17 protein-coding genes are annotated in these 19,988 nt (G+C 69.9%); all 17 read left to right on the top strand.

The window, feature by feature from the left end; translation table 11 throughout:
• Nucleotides 1-94 precede the first annotated feature (94 nt).
• The 17 genes from IEY79_RS01950 to atpB all read left to right on the top strand — a co-directional run bounded on the left by IEY79_RS01950 (nucleotide 95) and on the right by atpB (nucleotide 19,915).
• Nucleotides 95-532 (top strand): response regulator, encoded by a 438-nt coding sequence (locus IEY79_RS01950; protein ID WP_229700582.1) that lies wholly within the window; start codon nucleotides 95-97, stop codon nucleotides 530-532.
• A 170-nt stretch (nucleotides 533-702) separates the two neighbouring features.
• On the top strand, nucleotides 703-1,707 hold the full coding sequence (nrtL, locus tag IEY79_RS01945) for an ArgS-related anticodon-binding protein NrtL (protein WP_189105458.1): 1,005 nt from the start codon (nucleotides 703-705) through the stop codon (nucleotides 1,705-1,707).
• A gap of 51 nt (nucleotides 1,708-1,758) precedes the next feature.
• On the top strand, nucleotides 1,759-3,150 hold the full coding sequence (gene lysA, locus IEY79_RS01940) for a diaminopimelate decarboxylase (protein ID WP_189105457.1): 1,392 nt from the start codon (nucleotides 1,759-1,761) through the stop codon (nucleotides 3,148-3,150).
• 108 nt (nucleotides 3,151-3,258) lie between these two features.
• A complete protein-coding gene (locus IEY79_RS01935) occupies nucleotides 3,259-4,569 on the top strand; it encodes a homoserine dehydrogenase (protein WP_189105456.1) in 1,311 nt (436 codons plus the stop codon).
• Between the two features lie 7 nt (nucleotides 4,570-4,576).
• Entirely contained in the window at nucleotides 4,577-5,683 is a 1,107-nt protein-coding gene (gene thrC / locus IEY79_RS01930) for a threonine synthase (protein WP_189105455.1), read from the top strand.
• Between the two features lie 299 nt (nucleotides 5,684-5,982).
• Entirely contained in the window at nucleotides 5,983-6,903 is a 921-nt protein-coding gene (gene thrB / locus IEY79_RS01925) for a homoserine kinase (protein ID WP_189105454.1), read from the top strand.
• A 392-nt stretch (nucleotides 6,904-7,295) separates the two neighbouring features.
• Nucleotides 7,296-9,395: a transcription termination factor Rho gene (gene rho, locus IEY79_RS01920; protein ID WP_189105453.1), complete on the top strand. Its 2,100-nt coding sequence runs from the start codon at nucleotides 7,296-7,298 to the stop codon at nucleotides 9,393-9,395.
• 195 nt (nucleotides 9,396-9,590) lie between these two features.
• On the top strand, nucleotides 9,591-11,279 hold the full coding sequence (locus tag IEY79_RS01915) for a trypsin-like serine protease (protein WP_189105452.1): 1,689 nt from the start codon (nucleotides 9,591-9,593) through the stop codon (nucleotides 11,277-11,279).
• A gap of 207 nt (nucleotides 11,280-11,486) precedes the next feature.
• Nucleotides 11,487-12,590, top strand: a complete 1,104-nt coding sequence (locus IEY79_RS01910) for an LCP family protein (RefSeq protein WP_189105451.1) — start codon at nucleotides 11,487-11,489, stop codon at nucleotides 12,588-12,590.
• A gap of 178 nt (nucleotides 12,591-12,768) precedes the next feature.
• Entirely contained in the window at nucleotides 12,769-12,996 is a 228-nt protein-coding gene (rpmE, locus tag IEY79_RS01905) for a 50S ribosomal protein L31 (RefSeq protein WP_189105450.1), read from the top strand.
• Between the two features lie 113 nt (nucleotides 12,997-13,109).
• The gene (prfA, locus tag IEY79_RS01900) at nucleotides 13,110-14,201 is read left to right on the top strand and encodes a peptide chain release factor 1 (RefSeq protein ID WP_189105449.1); all 1,092 of its coding nucleotides are present in this window, start codon (nucleotides 13,110-13,112) and stop codon (nucleotides 14,199-14,201) included.
• 129 nt (nucleotides 14,202-14,330) lie between these two features.
• A complete protein-coding gene (gene prmC, locus IEY79_RS01895) occupies nucleotides 14,331-15,170 on the top strand; it encodes a peptide chain release factor N(5)-glutamine methyltransferase (RefSeq protein WP_189105624.1) in 840 nt (279 codons plus the stop codon).
• 86 nt (nucleotides 15,171-15,256) lie between these two features.
• A complete protein-coding gene (locus tag IEY79_RS01890; protein WP_189105448.1) occupies nucleotides 15,257-15,904 on the top strand; it encodes an L-threonylcarbamoyladenylate synthase in 648 nt (215 codons plus the stop codon).
• A complete protein-coding gene (locus tag IEY79_RS01885) occupies nucleotides 15,901-16,542 on the top strand; it encodes an arsenate reductase/protein-tyrosine-phosphatase family protein (RefSeq protein ID WP_023538645.1) in 642 nt (213 codons plus the stop codon). The genes IEY79_RS01890 and IEY79_RS01885 overlap by 4 nt, the downstream gene beginning before the upstream one ends.
• Before the next feature lie 198 nt (nucleotides 16,543-16,740).
• Nucleotides 16,741-18,183 (top strand): MraY family glycosyltransferase, encoded by a 1,443-nt coding sequence (locus tag IEY79_RS01880; RefSeq protein ID WP_189105447.1) that lies wholly within the window; start codon nucleotides 16,741-16,743, stop codon nucleotides 18,181-18,183.
• Nucleotides 18,184-18,448: 265 nt separating this feature from the next.
• Nucleotides 18,449-18,862, top strand: coding sequence for a Cg1360 family ATP-synthase-associated protein (locus IEY79_RS01875; RefSeq protein WP_189105446.1), 414 nt, complete (start codon nucleotides 18,449-18,451; stop codon nucleotides 18,860-18,862).
• A gap of 216 nt (nucleotides 18,863-19,078) precedes the next feature.
• A complete protein-coding gene (gene atpB, locus IEY79_RS01870; RefSeq protein ID WP_189105623.1) occupies nucleotides 19,079-19,915 on the top strand; it encodes a F0F1 ATP synthase subunit A in 837 nt (278 codons plus the stop codon).
• Nucleotides 19,916-19,988: the final 73 nt, after the last annotated feature.

Here is a 19,988-nt window from a genome sequence, read left to right as displayed (position 1 = left end):
GGGGCGGCGGCCACGCGTCCCCCGCGCGAGGGGGGAACTGGGGAAAACCCGGACGCGGCCCGGGAGGCGGACCTACTCTCAAGTTGTGTCAGGCGTGTCAGGCCGAGTGCTCGTTGTCGACGACAACAGGGTCATCCGGCAGTTGATCAGGGTCAACCTGGAGCTGGAGGGCTTCGAGGTCGTGACCGCGGCCGATGGTGCCGAGTGTCTGGACGTCGTCCACCAGGTCAGGCCCGATGTGATCACCCTCGACGTCGTCATGCCGCGCCTCGACGGGATCCGTACCGCCGCCCGGCTGCGCGCCGATCCGATGACCTCGCACCTGCCCGTCGCGATCATCAGCGCCTGTACGCGGTACGAGGTGGAGACCGGGATCGCCGCCGGCGTGGACGCCTTCCTCGCCAAGCCGTTCGAGCCGGCCGAGCTCGTCAGGGTCGTCCGCCAGCTGATGCGCCGGGAGGGCCCGCCGTCCTTGGACGGCAGGCATGAAGTCGGGCGTGCGGGCAGCACGCCCCGAAGCGCACGCGGCTGACGCGCACGGCCGGTACACGGCCGGCGCACGCCGCCCGTGCGCGCCTGTGCCGCGAGCCCGTGCGCGCCTCCGCGGAGCGGGAGACGGCGCGATCCCCTGGGACCTGGGGTGTTGCCCGTATCGCGAAACCGGTTCGCGAAGACGCCCCCCTCCTCCCATACGCTTGTCCCGTGACCCCCGCCGACCTCTCCCGAACCGTGCTGCACGCCGTGCGCCGCGCGGTCGACGAGGGCGTACTCGTCGGGCCCGTACCGGAGAGCGTCCAGGTCGGGCGCCCCGGACCGGGAGGCAGCGGCGACTACGCGACCTCGGTGGCGCTACGGCTCGCGGGCCCCGCCCGGCGCACGCCCCGCGACGTCGCCGAGATCCTCCGTACCGAGATCCTGCGCCGCTCGCCGGAGCTCTCCCGCGTCGACGTCACCGGACCGGGCTTCCTGAACTTCACGCTCGCCCCCGCCGGCCGTACCGCCCCCGTCCGGGCCGTCCTCGACGCCGGGATCCGCTACGGATACGGGGACACCCTCGCCGGCACCACCGTGGTCCTCGCCCCCGCCGGTGAACCGCGCGCGGCCGTCCTGACCGAGACCGTCCTGCGGCTGCTGCGCGCGCAGGGCGCCGACGCCCGCACCGGCGACGACGCCACGGAGTATCTGCCGGTACGGCCGGTGCCCGCCGCCCTCGCGGGCGACCTCTTCGCCCGCCTCGGGCCGGACGCCGCCCGCTGGGGCCTGCTGCGGCCCGCCGCCCACGACCGGCCCCTGACCGGCGACGGCCTTCTCGTACAGCACGAGAGCAACCCCCTGTTCACGGTGCGGTACGCCCACGCCCGTACCCGCGCCCTCGTCCGCAACGCCGCGGCCCTCGGCATCCCGGGGGACGGCGGCGCGGCGGAGGCCGTCGAACCGGAAGCCCACGCGCTTGTCGACAGCATCGGCGACCACCCCGGCGTACTCGCCGCCGCCGCCCGTCTGCGTGCCCCCGACCGGGTCGCCCGCCATCTCGAACGCACCGCGGAGGCGTTCCTGCACTTCCAGGAGACCTGCCGCCCGCTGCCCGTCGGCGACGAGAAACCCTCGGCCGCCCACCGGTCCCGGCTCGCACTCGCCGAAGCCGCCGGGACGGTGCTGGCCGGTGGCCTCACCCTCCTCGGCGTCGACGCGCCCGAACATCTCTGATGCGGTCCGCCAGTCGGCCGCATCCGACGCACATGAGAGAGCAATAAGACGATGAGCCGTTCCGCCCACCCCGCCGGTCCCCGCTACGGCGACGTGCACACCGAGGGCCACTACTCCCCGCCGCCCGCCGACCTCAACACGCTGGACGACAAGATCTGGTCGCGCACCGTGGGGCGCGACGAGGACGGTGTGGCCACCGTCGCCGGGCTGCCGGTGACCCGCCTCGCCGAGGAGTTCGGCACCCCCGCGTACTTCCTCGACGAGGCCGACTTCCGGGCCCGCTGCCGCGCCTGGACGGACGCCTTCGGCAAGGACGCCGACGTCTTCTACGCGGGTAAGGCGTTCCTGTCCCGGGCCGTCGTCCACTGGCTCAAGGAGGAGGGGCTCAACCTCGACGTCTGCTCCGGCGGCGAGCTGGCCACCGCGCTCGACGCCGGCATGCCCCCCGAGCGCATCGCGCTGCACGGCAACAACAAGTCCGTGCACGAGATCGAGCGGGCCGTCTCCGCGGGCGTCGGGCGTATCGTCCTCGACTCATTCCAGGAGATGGTGCGCGTCGCGCACATCGCGCAGAGCCTGGGCCGGGTCCAGCCCGTGCAGATCCGGGTCACGGTCGGCGTCGAGGCGCACACCCACGAGTTCATCGCCACCGCGCACGAGGACCAGAAGTTCGGCATCGCCCTCGCCGACGGACAGGCGGCCGAGGCCGTCCGCCGGGCGCTGAAGCTCGACGGCATCGAACTCATCGGCATCCACTCCCACATCGGCTCGCAGATCTTCGACATGGCGGGTTTCGAGGTCTCGGCGCGCCGCGTCGTCGGACTGCTGGCCGAGATCCGCGACGAGCACGGCGTCGAACTCCCGGAGATCGACCTCGGCGGCGGCCTCGGCATCGCGTACACCCCCGAGGACGACCCGCGCGAGCCGCACGACATCGCCAAGTCCCTCACCGCGATCGTCACCCGTGAGTGTGAGTCCGCCGGACTGCGCACCCCCCGGATCTCGGTCGAACCCGGCCGCGCGATCGTCGGCCCGACCGCCTTCACCCTCTACGAGGTCGGCACCATCAAGCCGCTGGAGGGGCTGCGGACGTACGTGAGCGTCGACGGCGGCATGTCGGACAACATCCGTACCGCGCTGTACGACGCCGAGTACAGCGTCGCGCTCGTCTCCCGCCGCTCCGACGCCGAGCCGATGCTGTCGCGGGTCGTCGGCAAGCACTGCGAGAGCGGTGACATCGTCGTACGCGACGCGTTCCTGCCCGCCGACCTGGCGCCGGGGGACCTGATCGCGGTCCCCGCCACCGGGGCGTACTGCCGCTCCATGGCGAGCAACTACAACCACGCGCTGCGCCCGCCGGTCGTCGCCGTCAAGGACGGCAGCGCGCGGGTGATCGTCCGGCGCGAGACGGAGGAGGATCTCCTCCGGCTCGATGTCGGCTAGCCGCATCGAAAGCTGAGATTGGCGTCTCGCATGACGGACGGAGGGTAGAAACTTCCGTCCGGTGCGTGAAACTGGTCCACAATCGCCAGGAGAGGGAATCGAGGTCGCATGATGCGTACGCGTCCGCTGAAGGTGGCGCTGCTGGGCTGTGGGGTCGTCGGCTCAGAGGTGGCGCGCATCATGGCGACGCACGCCGACGATCTGGCCGCGCGGATCGGCGCGCCCCTGGAACTCGCCGGGGTCGCCGTCCGCCGTCCCTCCAAGGTGCGCGAGGGCATAGACCCCGCGCTGATCACCACGGACGCGACGGCGCTGGTCAAACGGGGCGACATCGACGTCGTCGTCGAGGTCATCGGCGGCATCGAGCCCGCCCGCACGCTGATCACCACCGCCTTCGAGCACGGCGCGTCCGTCGTCTCGGCCAACAAGGCGCTGCTCGCCGAGGACGGCGCGACGCTCTTCGCGGCGGCCGAGAAGCACGGCAGGGACCTCTACTACGAGGCCGCCGTCGCCGGTGCCATCCCGCTGCTGCGGCCACTGCGGGAATCCCTCGCGGGCGACAAGGTGAACCGGGTGCTCGGCATCGTCAACGGCACCACGAACTTCATCCTCGACCGGATGGACTCCTCGGGCGCCGGTTACTCGGAGGCGCTCGACGAGGCGACGGCGCTCGGTTACGCGGAGGCCGACCCGACCGCCGACGTCGAGGGCTTCGACGCCGCCGCGAAGGCCGCGATCCTCGCCGGGATCGCCTTCCACACCCGCGTACGCCTCGACGACGTCCACCGCGAGGGACTGACCGAGGTCACCGCCGCCGACATCGCGTCCGCGCGGCGCATGGGCTGCACCGTCAAGCTCCTCGCCATCTGCGAGCGCGCCGCCGACGGCAGGTCGGTCACCGCGCGCGTCCATCCCGCGATGATCCCGCTCAGCCACCCGCTCGCCTCCGTGCGCGAGGCCTACAACGCGGTCTTCGTGGAGGCCGAGGCGGCCGGACAGCTGATGTTCTACGGCCCCGGGGCCGGCGGCCCGCCCACCGCGTCCGCGGTGCTCGGCGACCTCGTCGCGGTGTGCCGCAACAGGATCGGCGAGTCGACCGGACCGGGTGAATCCGCCTACACGCGGCTGCCGGTGAGCTCGATGGCCGAAGTCGTGACGCGCTATCACATCAGCCTCGACGTGGCCGACAAACCGGGTGTACTGGCCCAGGTCGCCACCGTCTTCGCCGAGCACGACGTGTCCATCGACACCGTGCGTCAGCAGGGCCGGCTGGACAGTGAAGGACTGGGCGGCGAGGCATCCCTCGTCGTCGTCACCCACCGCGCGCCCGACGCCGCCCTCTCGGGCACCGTCGAAGCGCTGCGCAAGCTCGACACCGTGCGCGGTGTCGCCAGCATCATGCGTGTTGAAGGGGAGTAAGGGACCCATGACGACCCAACGCAACAGCGGCCCGGCCGCGGACGGTGCCCGGCGGGGCACCCACCAGTGGCGCGGCATCATCGAGGAGTACCGCGACCGGCTGCCGGTCACGGACACGACCCCGGTGGTCACGCTCCGCGAGGGCGGTACGCCGCTGGTCCCCGCCCAGGTCCTGTCCGAAGTCACGGGCTGCGAGGTGCACCTCAAGGTCGAGGGCGCCAACCCGACCGGGTCGTTCAAGGACCGCGGGATGACGCTGGCCATCACGCACGCCAAGGAGGCGGGCGCCCAGGCCGTCATCTGCGCGTCCACCGGCAACACCTCGGCGTCGGCCGCCGCCTACGCGGTACGGGCCGGCATGGTCTGCGCGGTCCTGGTGCCGCAGGGCAAGATCGCGCTGGGCAAGATGGGCCAGGCGCTGGTGCACGGCGCGAAGATCCTCCAGGTCGACGGGAACTTCGACGACTGTCTGACGCTGGCGCGCGGGCTGTCCGACAACTACCCGGTGGCGCTGGTCAATTCGGTGAATCCGTCCCGTATCGAGGGTCAGAAGACCGCGGCCTTCGAGATCGTGGACGCGCTCGGCGACGCCCCCGACGTCCATGTGCTGCCCGTCGGCAACGCGGGCAACATCACGGCGTACTGGAAGGGCTACACGGAGTACGCCGCCGACGGCCCCGCGACCCGCACACCGCGCATGTGGGGCTTCCAGGCGTCCGGTTCGGCGCCGATCGTGCGCGGCGAGGTCGTGAAGGACCCGCACACCGTGGCCACCGCGATCCGGATCGGCAATCCGGCGTCCTGGCAGCAGGCGCTCGCCGCCAGGGACGACTCGGGCGGCTTCATCGACGAGGTGACGGACCGACAGATCCTGCGCGCCTACCGGCTGTTGGCCGCGCAGGAGGGTGTCTTCGTCGAGCCCGCGTCGGCCGCGTCCGTCGCCGGTCTGCTCAAGGCGGCGGAGGAGGGCAAGGTCGACCGCGGCCTGCGGATCGTCTGCACGGTCACCGGGAACGGGCTCAAGGACCCGGACTGGGCGGTCGCGGGAGCGCCCCAGCCGGTCACCGTGCCCGTGGACGCGGTGACGGCGGCGGAGCGCCTCGGACTCGCGTGAGCCGCCGCGCGGCCCGGTGAGACCCCCGCCGGTCTGCGGGGCCCGCACAAAGCGCACCAAGACCCTGCATAGGCGCACAGGAAGCCACGCGACACGCATCGTGCGCCTCCTGTGCGCCCTATGTCGCGACAGAACCTTCCTTCGATAGGCTGTACCCGACCCGCCCCGCCGCATATGCCGCGGTGTTGTTGCCCTCGTGGCCGTCGGGTGTTTCCGTACCTCGCCGAAACCCCGCAGTCTCGCAGCCTCGTCTCCCGTTCCGCCTTCCTCGCAGTCACACAAGGAGAGTCGTCTAAGCGATGGCCGGTCCCGCTTTCCGCGCCGCCGCCGTGCGGGTGCGCGTCCCCGCCACCAGCGCCAACCTAGGGCCGGGATTCGACGCCTTCGGCCTGTCGTTGGGGCTCTACGACGACGTGGTCGTACGCGTCGCCGACGCCGGCCTGCACGTCGACATCGCCGGCGAGGGCGCCGAGACACTGCCCCGCGACGAGAACCACCTGCTCGTACGGTCCCTGCGCACCGCCTTCGACCTGCTCGGCGGCCAGCCGCGCGGCCTGGAGGTCGTCTGCGCCAACCGCATCCCGCACGGCCGCGGCCTGGGCTCCTCCTCCGCCGCGATCTGCGCCGGGATCGTCGCCGCGCGCGCCGTGACGATAGGCGGCGACGCCAGGCTCGACGAAACAGCGCTGCTGGAGCTCGCCACCGAGATCGAGGGCCACCCGGACAACGTGGCGGCCTGTCTGCTCGGCGGATTCACCCTCGCCTGGACCGACGGGGGAGCGGCGCGGGCCATCCGGATGGAGGTCGCCGACTCCGTGGTTCCCGTGGTGTTCGTACCCGACCGGCCCGTCCTGACCGAGACCGCGCGCGGGCTGCTCCCACGCTCCGTCCCCCATGTGGACGCGAGTTTCAACGCGGGCCGGGCGGCCCTGCTCGTAGAGGCCCTGACCAGGCGTTCCGACCTGCTGTTCGCGGCCACCGACGACCGGCTCCACCAGGAGTACCGCGCTCCCGCGATGCCGCGGAGCGTGGAGCTCGTGAACCGGCTGCGCGCGGACGGCGTCCCCGCGGTCATCTCCGGCGCGGGCCCCACGGTCCTGGCGCTGACCGACGACAGTGCGGCCGACAAGGTCGCACGGCTGGCCGGCGAGGGCTGGGCGGCGCACAGGCTCGGCCTCGACGGCACGGGAGCGAGTGTTCTGCCGCTGGGTTCTCAGTGACGGTGGATTGCCGGTGAGTGAGAGGGGGAATGTTTGTTGGAGCCGGTAGTGTTAACCTCAAGTCTGCACCCGAAGTCTTTGTGGCTCGGTGCTTCGCGTCCCCATTCGGGACCACCATTCTTCCGGGAGCCTCCCCAACTGCCTGAGCAGCCTGCCTGAGCAGTTTTGAGCACGCCCCGGAACCGGCACGACACCCCTCGCTATGTCCAGGAGTGGGCCGAGCAGGGGGACCTCGGGCCGGACCCATTGCACGTACGCAAGTCTTCCGCCGTACCCGGCGGGACCATCGCCCCGACTGTGGCCGGTGATCGACACGATCACAACCCGCGGTCGGACAGCACAACCGGTCGCCGAGCCAGAAGGCCGACGTCCGCTCCAGGGAAGGACCCTTCGTGAGCGACACCACCGATCTGATGGGCGTGACTGCCGACAACAGCGTCGACACGACCGCGCCCGCCGAAGGTGCTGCCACTGGCACCACCTCACGGCGCCGCCGCTCCGGCACCGGCCTCGACGGCATGGTCCTGGCCGAGCTGCAGCAGGTCGCGTCCGGCCTCGGCATCAGGGGCACCGCGCGGATGCGCAAGAGCCAGTTGATCGAGGTCATCAAGGAGGCGCAGGGCGGCGGTTCGTCCGCCCCGAAGAGCGCCGAGACGGCCGGCGGCGACGCCGAGGCGAAGCCCAAGCGGCGCGCCACCTCCAAGGCCCGTACGGGCGACGCGGCCCCGGCCGCCGACGCCCCCGCCGGCAAGGCGGCGGACACGTCCGCCGACCAGGCCCCGGCCGCGGCGGCGAAGGCCGGCAAGGCCGACGCGCAGATCGACATCCCGGGCCAGCCGGCCAGCGACGACCAGCCCGTGGGCGAGCGTCGTCGGCGCAGGGCCACCGCGCAGGCGGGCAGCCCGGACACCAAGACCGAGAGCCGCGCCGAGTCGGGCACCGACACCGTCGTGGACGAGCGCCCCGACACCAAGGCCGAGGCCGCCGTGTCCGCCTCCGACCGCACCGACGCCGACGGACGCCGCGGCGACCGCCAGGAGCGCGGCCAGCGGGGCGAGCGTGGCGACCGGGACCGCGGGGAGCGCGGCGACCGGCAGAGCCGCCAGCGTGAGCGCCGCGGCAAGGGTGACGACCAGCAGGGCGGTGGCGGCCAGCAGACCGGCGGTCAGCGCCAGCAGCGCCAGGGCCAGGGCCAGGGCGGCGGTCAGAACCAGGGCAACGGGCCGCAGGACGACTTCGACGACGAGGCGGGCGGCCGGCGCGGCCGGCGCGGCCGGTACCGCGACAGGCGGGGCCGTCGTGGCCGCGAGGAGTTCGGTGGCGGCGGCGAGCCGCAGGTGGCCGACGACGACGTGCTGATCCCCGTCGCGGGCATCCTCGACATCCTCGACAACTACGCGTTCATCCGGACCTCCGGCTATCTGCCGGGCCCGAACGACGTGTACGTGTCGCTCGCCCAGGTCCGTAAGAACGGCCTGCGCAAGGGTGACCACGTCACCGGCGCGGTGCGCCAGCCCAAGGACGGCGAGCGCCGCGAGAAGTTCAACGCGCTGGTGCGCCTGGACTCGGCGAACGGCATGGCGGCCGAATCGGGCCGCGGGCGGCCGGAGTTCCAGAAGCTCACCCCGCTCTACCCGCAGGACCGGCTCCGGCTGGAGACCGACCCGGGTGTGCTGACGACGCGGATCATCGACCTCGTCGCGCCGATCGGCAAGGGCCAGCGTGGTCTGATCGTGGCCCCGCCGAAGACCGGCAAGACCATGATCCTCCAGGCCATCGCCAACGCGATCACGGTCAACAGCCCCGAGTGCCACCTGATGGTCGTCCTCGTCGACGAGCGTCCGGAAGAGGTCACCGACATGCAGCGCTCGGTGAAGGGCGAGGTCATCTCCTCGACCTTCGACCGGCCCGCCGAGGACCACACCACCGTCGCCGAGCTGGCCATCGAGCGCGCCAAGCGCCTCGTGGAGCTGGGTCACGACGTGGTCGTCCTGCTGGACTCCATCACCCGTCTGGGCCGTGCGTACAACCTCGCCGCCCCGGCCTCCGGACGCATCCTGTCCGGTGGTGTCGACTCGACGGCGCTCTACCCGCCGAAGCGCTTCTTCGGTGCGGCGCGCAACATCGAGGACGGCGGTTCGCTGACCATCCTGGCCACCGCGCTCGTCGAGACCGGCTCGCGCATGGACGAGGTGATCTTCGAGGAGTTCAAGGGCACCGGCAACATGGAGCTCAAGCTCGACCGGAAGCTCTCGGACAAGCGCATCTTCCCGGCGGTGGACGTCGACGCGTCCTCCACCCGTAAGGAAGAGATCCTGCTCGGCAGCGACGAGCTCGCCGTGGTCTGGAAGCTGCGCCGGGTGCTGCACGCACTCGACCAGCAGCAGGCGATCGAGTTGCTTCTGGACAAAATGAAGAAGACGAAGTCGAACGCGGAGTTCCTGCTCCAGATTCAGAAGACGACTCCGTCGCCCGGGAACGGCAACGACTGACACGTTGTTTCGGGAAATTCCGTCCCGATTGTTCAACTTGCCGATGGATCCGCCCCGTTACTCCGGTGACGGGGCGGATTTCTGCCTGTAATATCCGATCAGCCGTTCCATCCCCCCACACGGCGCCAAACCAATTCCCTTGCATAGTGGGAGATTTGCGTGCGTGTGTCGCGTCAGGGCCGACCGGTCCGGAAAATGCGAAGACTGATTGCCGCCGGTGCGGCGACCCTCGCCATGCTCGCCGGCGGACTGGTGGCCACCGCCCAGGCCGCCGACGGCGGCGGCGAGACGTTCCTGCCGCCCAAGGGCGCCGAGGTCGTCAGTTCCAAGGAAGCCTCGCCCCGAATCATCGGCGGCACGAACACCTCCATCAGCAGCGCCCCCTGGATGGTGCAGCTGCTTTTCGAGTTCGACAACGACGGACTCTTCTACTTCACCTGCGGCGGCACACTCGTCGCGCCGAACAAGGTTCTTACGGCGGCGCACTGCGTCACCGACGAGAACGGCAAAGCGCTCGACATGGTCGGCCACGGCATGATTCTGGCCGGCACCGCCAAGCTCGCCGGCGGTCCCAACGACGAAGGCACCGCGGTCACCATCAGCCGCTCGTACTTCGCCGGTTCGTACAACGCGGCCGAGATCGACAACGACATCGCGCTGCTCACCCTCTCCAAGCCGCTGACCAACACCCCGGCGCAGCCCGCGTCGTACGGTGACACCGCCCGGTACGCGGCCGGCACCACCGCCACCACCTACGGCTGGGGCATGATCGGGTCCAACCCGGACTTCGATCCGCTGTCCGACACCCTCCAGCGCGTGGAGCAGCCGCTGCGCTCGGACGCCGAGTGCACGGAGAACCTCGACAGCGCGGTCAACACCCCCGGCGCCTACAAGCCCGGTCATATGATCTGCGCCGGCGAGGGCGGCACAGGCGACAACTCGACGGGCAAGGCGACCTGCCCCGGCGACTCGGGCAGTCCGATGATGGTGAGCGGCCGGATCATCGGCATCACCTCGTGGGGACCCGCCACCCCCTCCGAGTACTGCAACCTGCCGGGTACGTACGACGCGTACACCAAGGTCTCGACGTACATGCCGGCGATCCAGCCGCGCATCGCCGACAGCAACTTCAGCCGTGACCACCGGGCCGACCCGTGGGCCCGTACCACCTCGGACGGCAAGGCCTACACGTTCACCTCCACCGGTGAGAAGCTCGCCGCCCGCAAGGCGTTCACCGGCACCTTCAGCGCGTACAACCTGGTCGTCCAGACCGACCTGAACAGGGACGGCTACCAGGACCTCGTCGCCCGGGGCGGCTCCGGCGACGTGTACTGGCTGCACCGCTCGGCGAGCAGCGCCACCTATGTCAAGACCAAGATCTTCTCCGCCTGGAACACCTTCCGCGCCATCGTCACCCCCGGCGATGTCAACGGTGACGGCAAGCCCGACCTGCTCGCGGTCGCCTCCACCGGACAGCTCCGGCTCTACCCGGGCCAGGGCAACGGCAAGTTCAGCGCCTCCACCGCGGTCGGCACCGGCTACCAGGCCTACAACCAGGTACGCGGCCAGGGCGACCTGACCAACGACGGGAAGGCCGACCTGCTCGTCCGCCGCGGCGGCACGAACGCCCTCTTCCTGGTCAAGGGCACCGGCAAGTCCACCGCCCCGTTCGAGGCACCCGTCCAGGTCCGCCCCGACTGGTCGCTCTACAACCTCATCGTCACCCCGGGTGATGTGAACGGTGACGGCAAGGCCGACGTCCTCGTCCGTACGACCGGCGGCACCCTGTCGCTGCTCAAGGGCACGGGCAAGGCCACATCCGAGATCTTCGCCACACCGGTGAGCCTCGGAACCGGCTGGAACAGCTACTACTCGATCGCGTGAAACCCCAGGTGAGGGCCTGACCGGTCACTCACCGTCGCCGCTTCACCCTGTGGCCCCCGCTCCGGCGGGGGCCACAGCCCATTGTGCGACGCTGCCAACTGACCCGCACCACCGGGCCACGGAAAGAGGCCGTGCCTGAACGCCGTGACAGGGGGTAGCCGCACACGCCACGAGGCCGACGGCGGGGCGACGAGAGCTGAGGAGCACATGAGCGGTCAGAGCAGGGGCGGACGAATACGCGCGACCGGATCGCGCCGCAAGAGGCCCGGCGCGCGCCGCCGCGTCACGACCCTGGCCGCGTGGGCGGCCGCCGCCCTGGTCCTTGTCGGCGGATCCGGTCTCGGATACGCGTACTTCAAGCTCAACGGCAACATCCAGGGCGTCGACATCAACGCCAGCCTCGGCACCGACCGCCCCGTGAACGTCGACAACGGCTCGATGGACATCCTCGTACTCGGCTCCGACTCGCGCTCCGGCGCCAACTCCTCGTACGGCCGGGACGAGGGCGGGGCCCGCTCGGACACCGCGATGATCGTGCACGTCAACGAGGGCCACAGGACGGCCAGTGTGGTCTCCGTACCGCGCGACACGATCGTCGAGCGCCCCGACTGCGAGGACGACGAGGGCGTCACCGCGGACGGCGCACGGCGCGCCATGTTCAACACGGCGTACGAGGTCGGCGGCCCGGCCTGCGCGGTGAAGACTGTCGAGAAGATGTCCGGCATCCGCATGGACCACTACATCGAGGTCGACTTCACCGGGTTCACCAAGCTCATCGACGATCTCGGCGGCGTGAAGATCACCACCACCGAGGCCATCGACGACTCCAAGAGCGGACTGGAGCTCGCACCCGGCACCCACACCCTCGACGGCGAACAGTCGCTCGGCCTCGTCAGGACCCGCAAGAGCGTCGGCGACGGCAGTGACCTGGGCCGGATCCAGCTCCAGCAGGCCTTCGTCAAGGCGCTGATCACCCAGATCAAGGAGATCGGACTGCTCAGCAGCCCCAAGAAGCTCTACGACATCGGCGACAGCGCGACCCGCGCGATCACCCCCGACTCCGAGCTGGACACGGTCAAGGAGCTCGCCTCCTTCGCCGGCGGTCTGAAGAGCCTGGGGTCCGAGGACGTCGACATGATCACGCTGCCCGTCCAGTACGACCCGGCGGACCCGAACCGCGTCGTACCGCTGGAGAAGGCGTCCGAAAAGGTCTGGACCGCGCTCCGGGCTGACAGGCCGATACCGGCGTCGGCGACGGAGGACTCCGCGGGCGACAAGGGCGACGCGTCCCACGTGGTCACGGGCGGATGACGGCGCGCACGGGCCCGCCGGCGGACGGCGCCCCGGCGGAATAGATCCGGGACCACCCCGGTTTTGGAGATACGGCCGGTCCTGGCAGACTGGTCCGTCGGCCCCGGTTCACGTACGAGCATCCGCGCGTGCGACCCGGCGCCTCCTCGCCCGGCGAGGACGTTCCCTAGGAGACACCTTGAAGCGCGACATCCACCCCACGTACGTCGAGACCCAGGTCAGCTGTACCTGCGGTGCGTCGTTCACCACTCGCAGCACGATCGAATCGGGCACGGTCCGTGCCGAAATCTGCTCCGAGTGCCACCCGTTCTACACGGGCAAGCAGAAGATCCTCGACACCGGTGGCCGTGTGGCCCGCTTCGAGGCCCGCTTCGGCAAGGCTGCCGCCGGCTCCGCCAACAAGTAGCGAGCCAACTGCGCCGGTTCTCGGCGCCCCTGCCCTGGGGCGCCGAGACCGGCGCTTTGCCGTCCCGCAGCACCTTCGCGCAGCACCCACGTACGCAACCCAGGAGCCCCCGAATGTTCGAGGCGGTCGAGGAACTGGTCGGCGAGCACGCCGACCTGGAGAAGAAGCTCGCCGACCCGTCGGTCCACACGGACCAGGCGCACGCCCGCAAGCTCAACAAGCGGTACGCCGAACTGACCCCGATCATCGGGACGTACGGCGCCTGGAAGCGGACCGGGGACGACATCGAGACCGCCCGTGAGTTCGCGGCCGACCCCACCGACGCGTCGGCCGGCGAATTCGCCGCCGAGGTCAAGGTGCTGGAGAAGCAGCGCGACGAACTGACGGAGAAGCTCCGTCTGCTGCTCGTCCCGCGCGACCCCAGCGACGACAAGGACGTCATCCTGGAGATCAAGGCGGGCGCGGGCGGCGACGAGTCGGCGCTCTTCGCCGGGGACCTTCTGCGGATGTACCTGCGGTACGCCGAGCGCGTGGGCTGGAAGACCGAGATCATCGACGCCACCGAGTCCGAACTGGGCGGCTACAAGGACGTCCAGGTCGCCGTGAAGACCAAGGGCGGCAACGGGGCCACCGAGCCGGGACAGGGCGTCTGGGCGCGGCTGAAGTACGAGGGCGGCGTGCACCGCGTGCAGCGGGTGCCGTCCACCGAGTCGCAGGGCCGGATCCACACCTCGGCGGCCGGTGTCCTCGTGACGCCGGAGGCGGAGGAGGTCGACGTGGAGATCCTCGCCAACGACCTGCGTATCGACGTCTACCGCTCCTCGGGCCCCGGCGGCCAGTCCGTCAACACGACGGACTCAGCCGTCCGGATCACGCATCTGCCCACCGGAGTCGTCGCCTCCTGCCAGAACGAGAAGAGCCAGCTCCAGAACAAGGAGCAGGCCATGCGTATCCTGCGCTCGCGGCTGCTCGCCGCGGCACAGGAGGAGGCGGAGAAGAACGCGGCGGACGTCCGGCGCAGCCAGGTGCGTACCGTCGACCGGTCCGAGAAGATCCGTACGTACAACTTCCCGGAAAACCGGATCTCGGACCACCGGGTCGGCTTCAAGGCGTACAACTTGGACCAAGTGCTCGACGGTGAGCTGGCGGCAGTGATCCAGGCCTGCGTCGACGCCGACTCGGCGGCGAAGCTCGCGGCCGCCTGAGCCGTCACGTCACGTCCCTACCGATCACGTCCCCTCCCCGTCCACGTCTCAGGAGGAACCAGCGTGCAGCCACCTTCTGGGGGGCCCAGCGACTCATCGCGGCTCCGTCGCGGGCCCGCCCCCCGCAGTCTGCTGCTTGCCGAGGTGGCCCAGGCCACCCAGCGGCTGGCCGACGCGGGCGTGCCGTCGCCGCGGTTCGACGCGGAGGAACTCGCCGCGTTCGTGCACGGCGTCAAGCGCGGAGAGCTGCACAGCGTCGTGGACGAGGAGTTCGACGCCCGCTACTGGGAGACCGTCGCGCGCCGTGAGGCCCGCGAGCCGCTCCAGCACATCACCGGGCGGGTCTTCTTCCGGTATCTGGAACTCCAGGTCGGGCCAGGGGTGTTCGTGCCCAGGCCGGAGACCGAGTCCGTCGTCGGCTGGGCCATAGACGCGGTCCGCGCGATGGATGTCGTCGAGCCGCTGATCGTCGATCTCTGCTCGGGATCCGGCGCGATCGCGCTCGCCATGGCACAGGAGGTGCCGCGCTCGCGTGTGCACGCCGTGGAGCTGTCCGAGGACGCCCTCACCTGGACGCGGCGCAACGCCGAGGGGTCCAGGGTCACCGTGCACCGCGGAGACGCTCTGACGGCCCTCCCGGACTTCGACGGCCAGGTCGATCTGGTCATCTCCAATCCGCCGTACATCCCGCTCACGGAGTGGGAGTACGTGGCACCCGAGGCCCGCGACCACGACCCGGAGATGGCGCTCTTCTCCGGTGAGGACGGGCTGGACACGATCCGGGGCATCGAACGCACCGCGCACCGACTGCTGCGCCCCGGCGGCCTCGTGGTCGTGGAGCACGCGGACACCCAGGGCGGGCAGGTCCCGTGGATCTTCAGCGAGGAGGCCGGCTGGGCGGACGCGGCCGACCACCCGGACCTGAACAAGCGCCCGCGCTTCGCGACGGCACGCAAGGCCATGCCGTGAACACCGGAACGCGTACGAGTGAGCCGAAGGGGCGCGCCCCGGAGGCGAACCGAGTCTCAAAAACACAGAAGAGAGAGGGCCGTTAGATGGCACGGCGATACGACTGCAACGACGCGACCGACCGTACGACCGGTCTGCGTGAAGCCGCGTCCGCCGTCCGTCGCGGCGAGCTCGTCGTCCTGCCCACCGACACCGTCTACGGGCTCGGCGCCGACGCCTTCAGCACCGAGGCCGTCGCCGACCTCCTCGACGCCAAGGGCCGCGGCCGCAACATGCCCACGCCCGTGCTCATCGGCTCCCCGAACACCCTGCACGGCCTGGTCACGGACTTCTCCGAGCAGGCGTGGGAGCTCGTCGACGCGTTCTGGCCCGGCGCGCTCACGCTCGTCGCCAAGCACCAGCCCTCGCTCCAGTGGGACCTCGGCGACACCCGTGGCACCGTCGCGATCCGGATGCCTCTGCACCCCGTCGCGATCGAGCTGCTGACCGAGGTCGGTCCGATGGCCGTCTCCAGCGCCAACCTGACCGGACATCCCGCGCCGGAGGACTGTGACGCGGCGCAGGAGATGCTCGCGGACGCCGTGTCGGTCTATCTCGACGGGGGCCCGACACCGGGCATCGTTCCGTCGTCGATCGTCGACGTGACCGGCAAGGTCCCGCTGCTGCTGCGCGCGGGCGCCGTCGACGCCGACGAGCTCCGCAAGGTCGTACCCGACCTCGAGGTGGCCAATTGACCGCCCCTGAGGGGCGTGGCATAGCGGGACTTCCCGACACCTTCCGCATCCTCCACGTCAGCACCGGCAACGTGTGCCGCTCGCCCATCACCGAGCGGCTGAACCGGCATGCCCTGAGCGACCGCCTCGGCGAGCGGCTCACGGGCGGGCTCATCGTGGAGAGCGCGGGCACCTGGGGACACGAGGGGGCCTCGATGGAGGCCAACGCGGAGGCCGTCCTGGCGGATTTCGGCGCGGACCCGTCCGGCTTCGTCGGGCGGGAGCTGCTGGACGAGCACGTGATCCGCGCGGACCTGGTGCTCACGGCGACGCGTGACCACCGGGCGCAGGTCATCTCGATGGGGCACTCGGCGGGGCTGCGGACCTTCACGCTGAAGGAGTTCACGCGGCTCGTACGGGCCATAGACCCGGCGACGCTGCCCGACCCCCTCGACGAGGGCGTGGTCGAGCGCGCCCGTGCGCTGGTGCGTGCGGCCGCGGCTCTACGCGGGTGGCTCCTGGCCCCCAACGCGGAGGCGGACGAGGTCTACGACCCGTACGGGGCCCCCATCACCTTCTTCCGTTCCATCGGCGACGAGATCCACCAGGCTCTCGATCCGGTGGTGACGGCGCTCACGGGCGTGCCGACCCGGCACTGATCCCGCGTCGCTCGCGCACCGTTGAACACGCGCGACACACGGTGAGAAATTCGGCGGGGGATATGGTGAGACGAATTTGTGCAACCGACGCGCCGCCGTGTATGTCCTTCATCATGTGGCTACACGCATTCCAACGGTCCTCCCGCAGCGAGCTAGTGTGTGTGCCTCAGATGGCCGGCGATTTCTGTGGGGCAGCCTGTGCGTGATTACCTGCTGACGCTCTGCGTGACGGCCGCGGTGACTTATCTGCTGACCGGTCCGGTGCGGAAGTTCGCCATCGCGATCGGTGCGATGCCCGCGATCCGCGCCCGCGACGTGCACCGCGAACCGACACCGCGTCTCGGCGGAATCGCCATGTTCTTCGGCCTGTGCGCCGGACTGCTGGTCGCCAGCAACCTGGAGAATCTCAGCGGGGTCTTCGAGCGGTCGAACGAGCCGCGCGCGCTGCTCTCCGGTGCCGCGCTGATCTGGCTGATCGGCGTCCTGGACGACAAGTTCGAGATCGACGCCCTCATCAAGCTCGGCGGCCAGATGATCGCCGCGGGCGTGATGGTGATGCAGGGTCTGACCATCCTGTGGATCCCGGTGCCGGGCGTCGGGACCGTCGCGCTGACGTCCTGGCAGGGCACGCTCCTCACCGTCGCCCTGGTCGTGATCACGATCAACGCGGTCAACTTCGTCGACGGACTCGACGGTCTGGCCTCGGGCATGGTCTGCATCGCCGCGGCGGCGTTCTTCCTGTACGCGTACCGGATCTGGTACGGGTACGGCATCGAGGCCGCCGCCCCCGCCACCCTCTTCGCCGCGATCCTGATGGGCATGGGCATCGGCTTCCTGCCGCACAACATGCATCCGGCCCGGATCTTCATGGGTGACTCGGGCTCGATGCTGATCGGTCTGGTGCTCGCGACGGGCGCCATCTCCGTGACGGGCCAGGTCGACCCGGACGCCCTGAAGATCTACGCGGACGGGTCGACCCGTGAGGCGACCCACGCCGCGCTGCCGGTCTTCATCCCGCTGCTGCTGCCGCTGACGATCATCGCGATCCCGGTCGCCGACCTCGTTCTCGCGATCGTGCGCCGCACCTGGAACGGCCAGTCGCCGTTCGCCGCCGACCGCGGCCATCTCCACCACCGGCTGCTGGAGATCGGGCACTCGCACAGCAGGGCCGTACTGATCATGTACTTCTGGTCGGCGCTGATCGCCTTCGGCGTGGTCCTGTACTCGGTCCACTCCTCGTCCACGATGTCCACGATGTGGATCGTGCTGGCGGTCGTCGCGCTGAGCGCCCTGGGACTGCTGCTCCTGCTGCTGCCCCGCTTCACACCGCGCACCCCGCGCTGGGCCGAGGCCGTCGTGCCGCCCCGCTACCGGCGCCGTAAGCGGAACGGTCAGGCGGAGTCGGCGGCGGAGGCCGGCGAGGCCGCTGAGGCGGCCCACGAGGAGCCCGGGCCGCGGGAGAGCCGGCCGGGCGCCGGATCACAGGTGCCTCACGATTCCCGGCCGGCCGAGGACGTACAGCCGGCCGACGGCGACCCGGCGGGCGAGCCCGCTCCGGTCCCGGCGGGCGTCAACGGTGCTACCGCGATCGGGCCGCGATCTCGGTTCTCCGACCGGCGCAAGGCGGATTCCTCGTACTGAGAACTACCTCAACAGGCCCCATTACCAGACAAGACGGCGTGTTGTACGGCTCACACGCGCAGATTCGTCCTCATGTGTGACGGTCAGCACACCTTCATGGTAAAGACCTCATCAAATAGTTTGTGATACCGTTCACGAGACCCGGCGCCAGAGCCGAAGGACCGTAGTGCGACGGTCCGTTGGCCCGAGAATCCAACTCTCGGACCGGGCCTACGCTCGTCCATGAGGACACCATCTGCCCCACCCAGCAAGCGGAGCTGCCGCCATGCCCTCGAACGACGTCCGGACCCTCCTCCAGGCCGCCGTACCCACCGCTGCCGTCGGCGTAGTCGCCACGGTGGTCAGTGGTGTGGTCGCGGGCGGGAAGGGGGCGCTGGGTGCCGGTGTGGCCGCGGTGGTGGTGACCGTCTTCATGGGGATCGGTCTCATCGTGCTGCAGCGCACGGCGAGGTCGCTGCCGCATCTGTTCCAGGGGATGGGCCTGCTGCTCTACACGACCCAAGTGCTGGCGCTCTTCGTCTTCATGGCGGCTTTCAAGGACACCTCACTGTTCAACCCCAAGGCGTTCGCGCTGACGTTGGTGATCGCGACTCTCGCGTGGATCGCGGCCCAGGCCCGTGCTCATATGAAGGCGAAGATCCTTTACATCGAGCCGGAGAAGACGGGCACGTCGGCGTGAGAGGTAGGGGCGGGATAAGTGCGAGTTCGAGATCCTGCTATCGTCCGGTTCCAACTGCGGCATCGAGGGCGCGGGCTCCCCAGCTGACGCCTGCTCTTACGACGCGAGGCTCGGAGCAGCCCGGTCGCCGTTCCCACATCCGAACCACCAGTCCAGTGCCGAACCGCGGCTTCCCGCCGCGCCGACACAACGAGGTTGCCGTACCTATGCGCCATGTTGAAGGAGCCCGCGGTGAGTGCTGACCCGACGCAGGTGCTCGCCTTCGAGACCGACTGCCACATCTTCGAGGGCTGTGGCTTCCCGGCCCCCGGCCTGCATTCGTTCCTGTTCAAGCCGCTCGTGGGCGACGGGGACAGCGACTTGTACTTCAACAAGCCGATGCTGCTGGCGCTTCTCGGCTCGATCGTCATCATCGCTTTCTTCTGGGCCGCGTTCCACAAGCCCAAGGTTGTCCCGGGCAAGCTTCAGATGGTCGCCGAGGCGGGCTACGACTTCATCCGGCGCGGAGTCGTCTACGAGACGATCGGCAAGCGCGAGGGCGAGAAGTACGTCCCCCTCATCGTCTCGATCTTCTTCTTCGTCTGGATGATGAACCTCTGGTCGATCATTCCGGTCGCCCAGTTCCCGGTGACGTCGATCATCGCCTACCCCCTCGGTCTGGCACTCATCGTCTATGTGCTGTGGGTCTCCCTGACCTTCAAGCGCCACGGCTTCGTGGGTGCCTTCAAGAACTTCACCGGTTACGACAAGTCGCTCGGCCCGGTGCTGCCGCTGGCCATGCTGATCGAGTTCTTCTCGAACCTGCTGGTCCGCCCGTTCACGCACGCGGTGCGACTGTTCGCGAACATGTTCGCGGGCCACACGCTGCTGCTGCTCTTCACCATCGCGAGCTGGTATCTGCTCAACGGGATCGGGATCGCCTACGCCGGCGTCTCGTTCGTGATGGTGCTCGTGATGACGGTCTTCGAGCTGTTCATCCAGGCAGTTCAGGCTTACGTCTTCGTCCTCCTGACCTGCAGCTACATCCAGGGCGCGCTCGCCGAGCACCACTGAGCGCCCTCCCCGTCGCACCCCCTGAGTTGTCCGATGGCCAACCCCCATCGGTCCGAGAAAGAAAAGGAAGAAC

It is taken from the genome of Streptomyces camponoticapitis (assembly GCF_014646115.1).
GTDB classification, from domain to species: Bacteria; Actinomycetota; Actinomycetes; order Streptomycetales; family Streptomycetaceae; genus Streptomyces; species Streptomyces camponoticapitis.
This window is presented reverse-complemented; position numbering and strand designations above follow the sequence as displayed.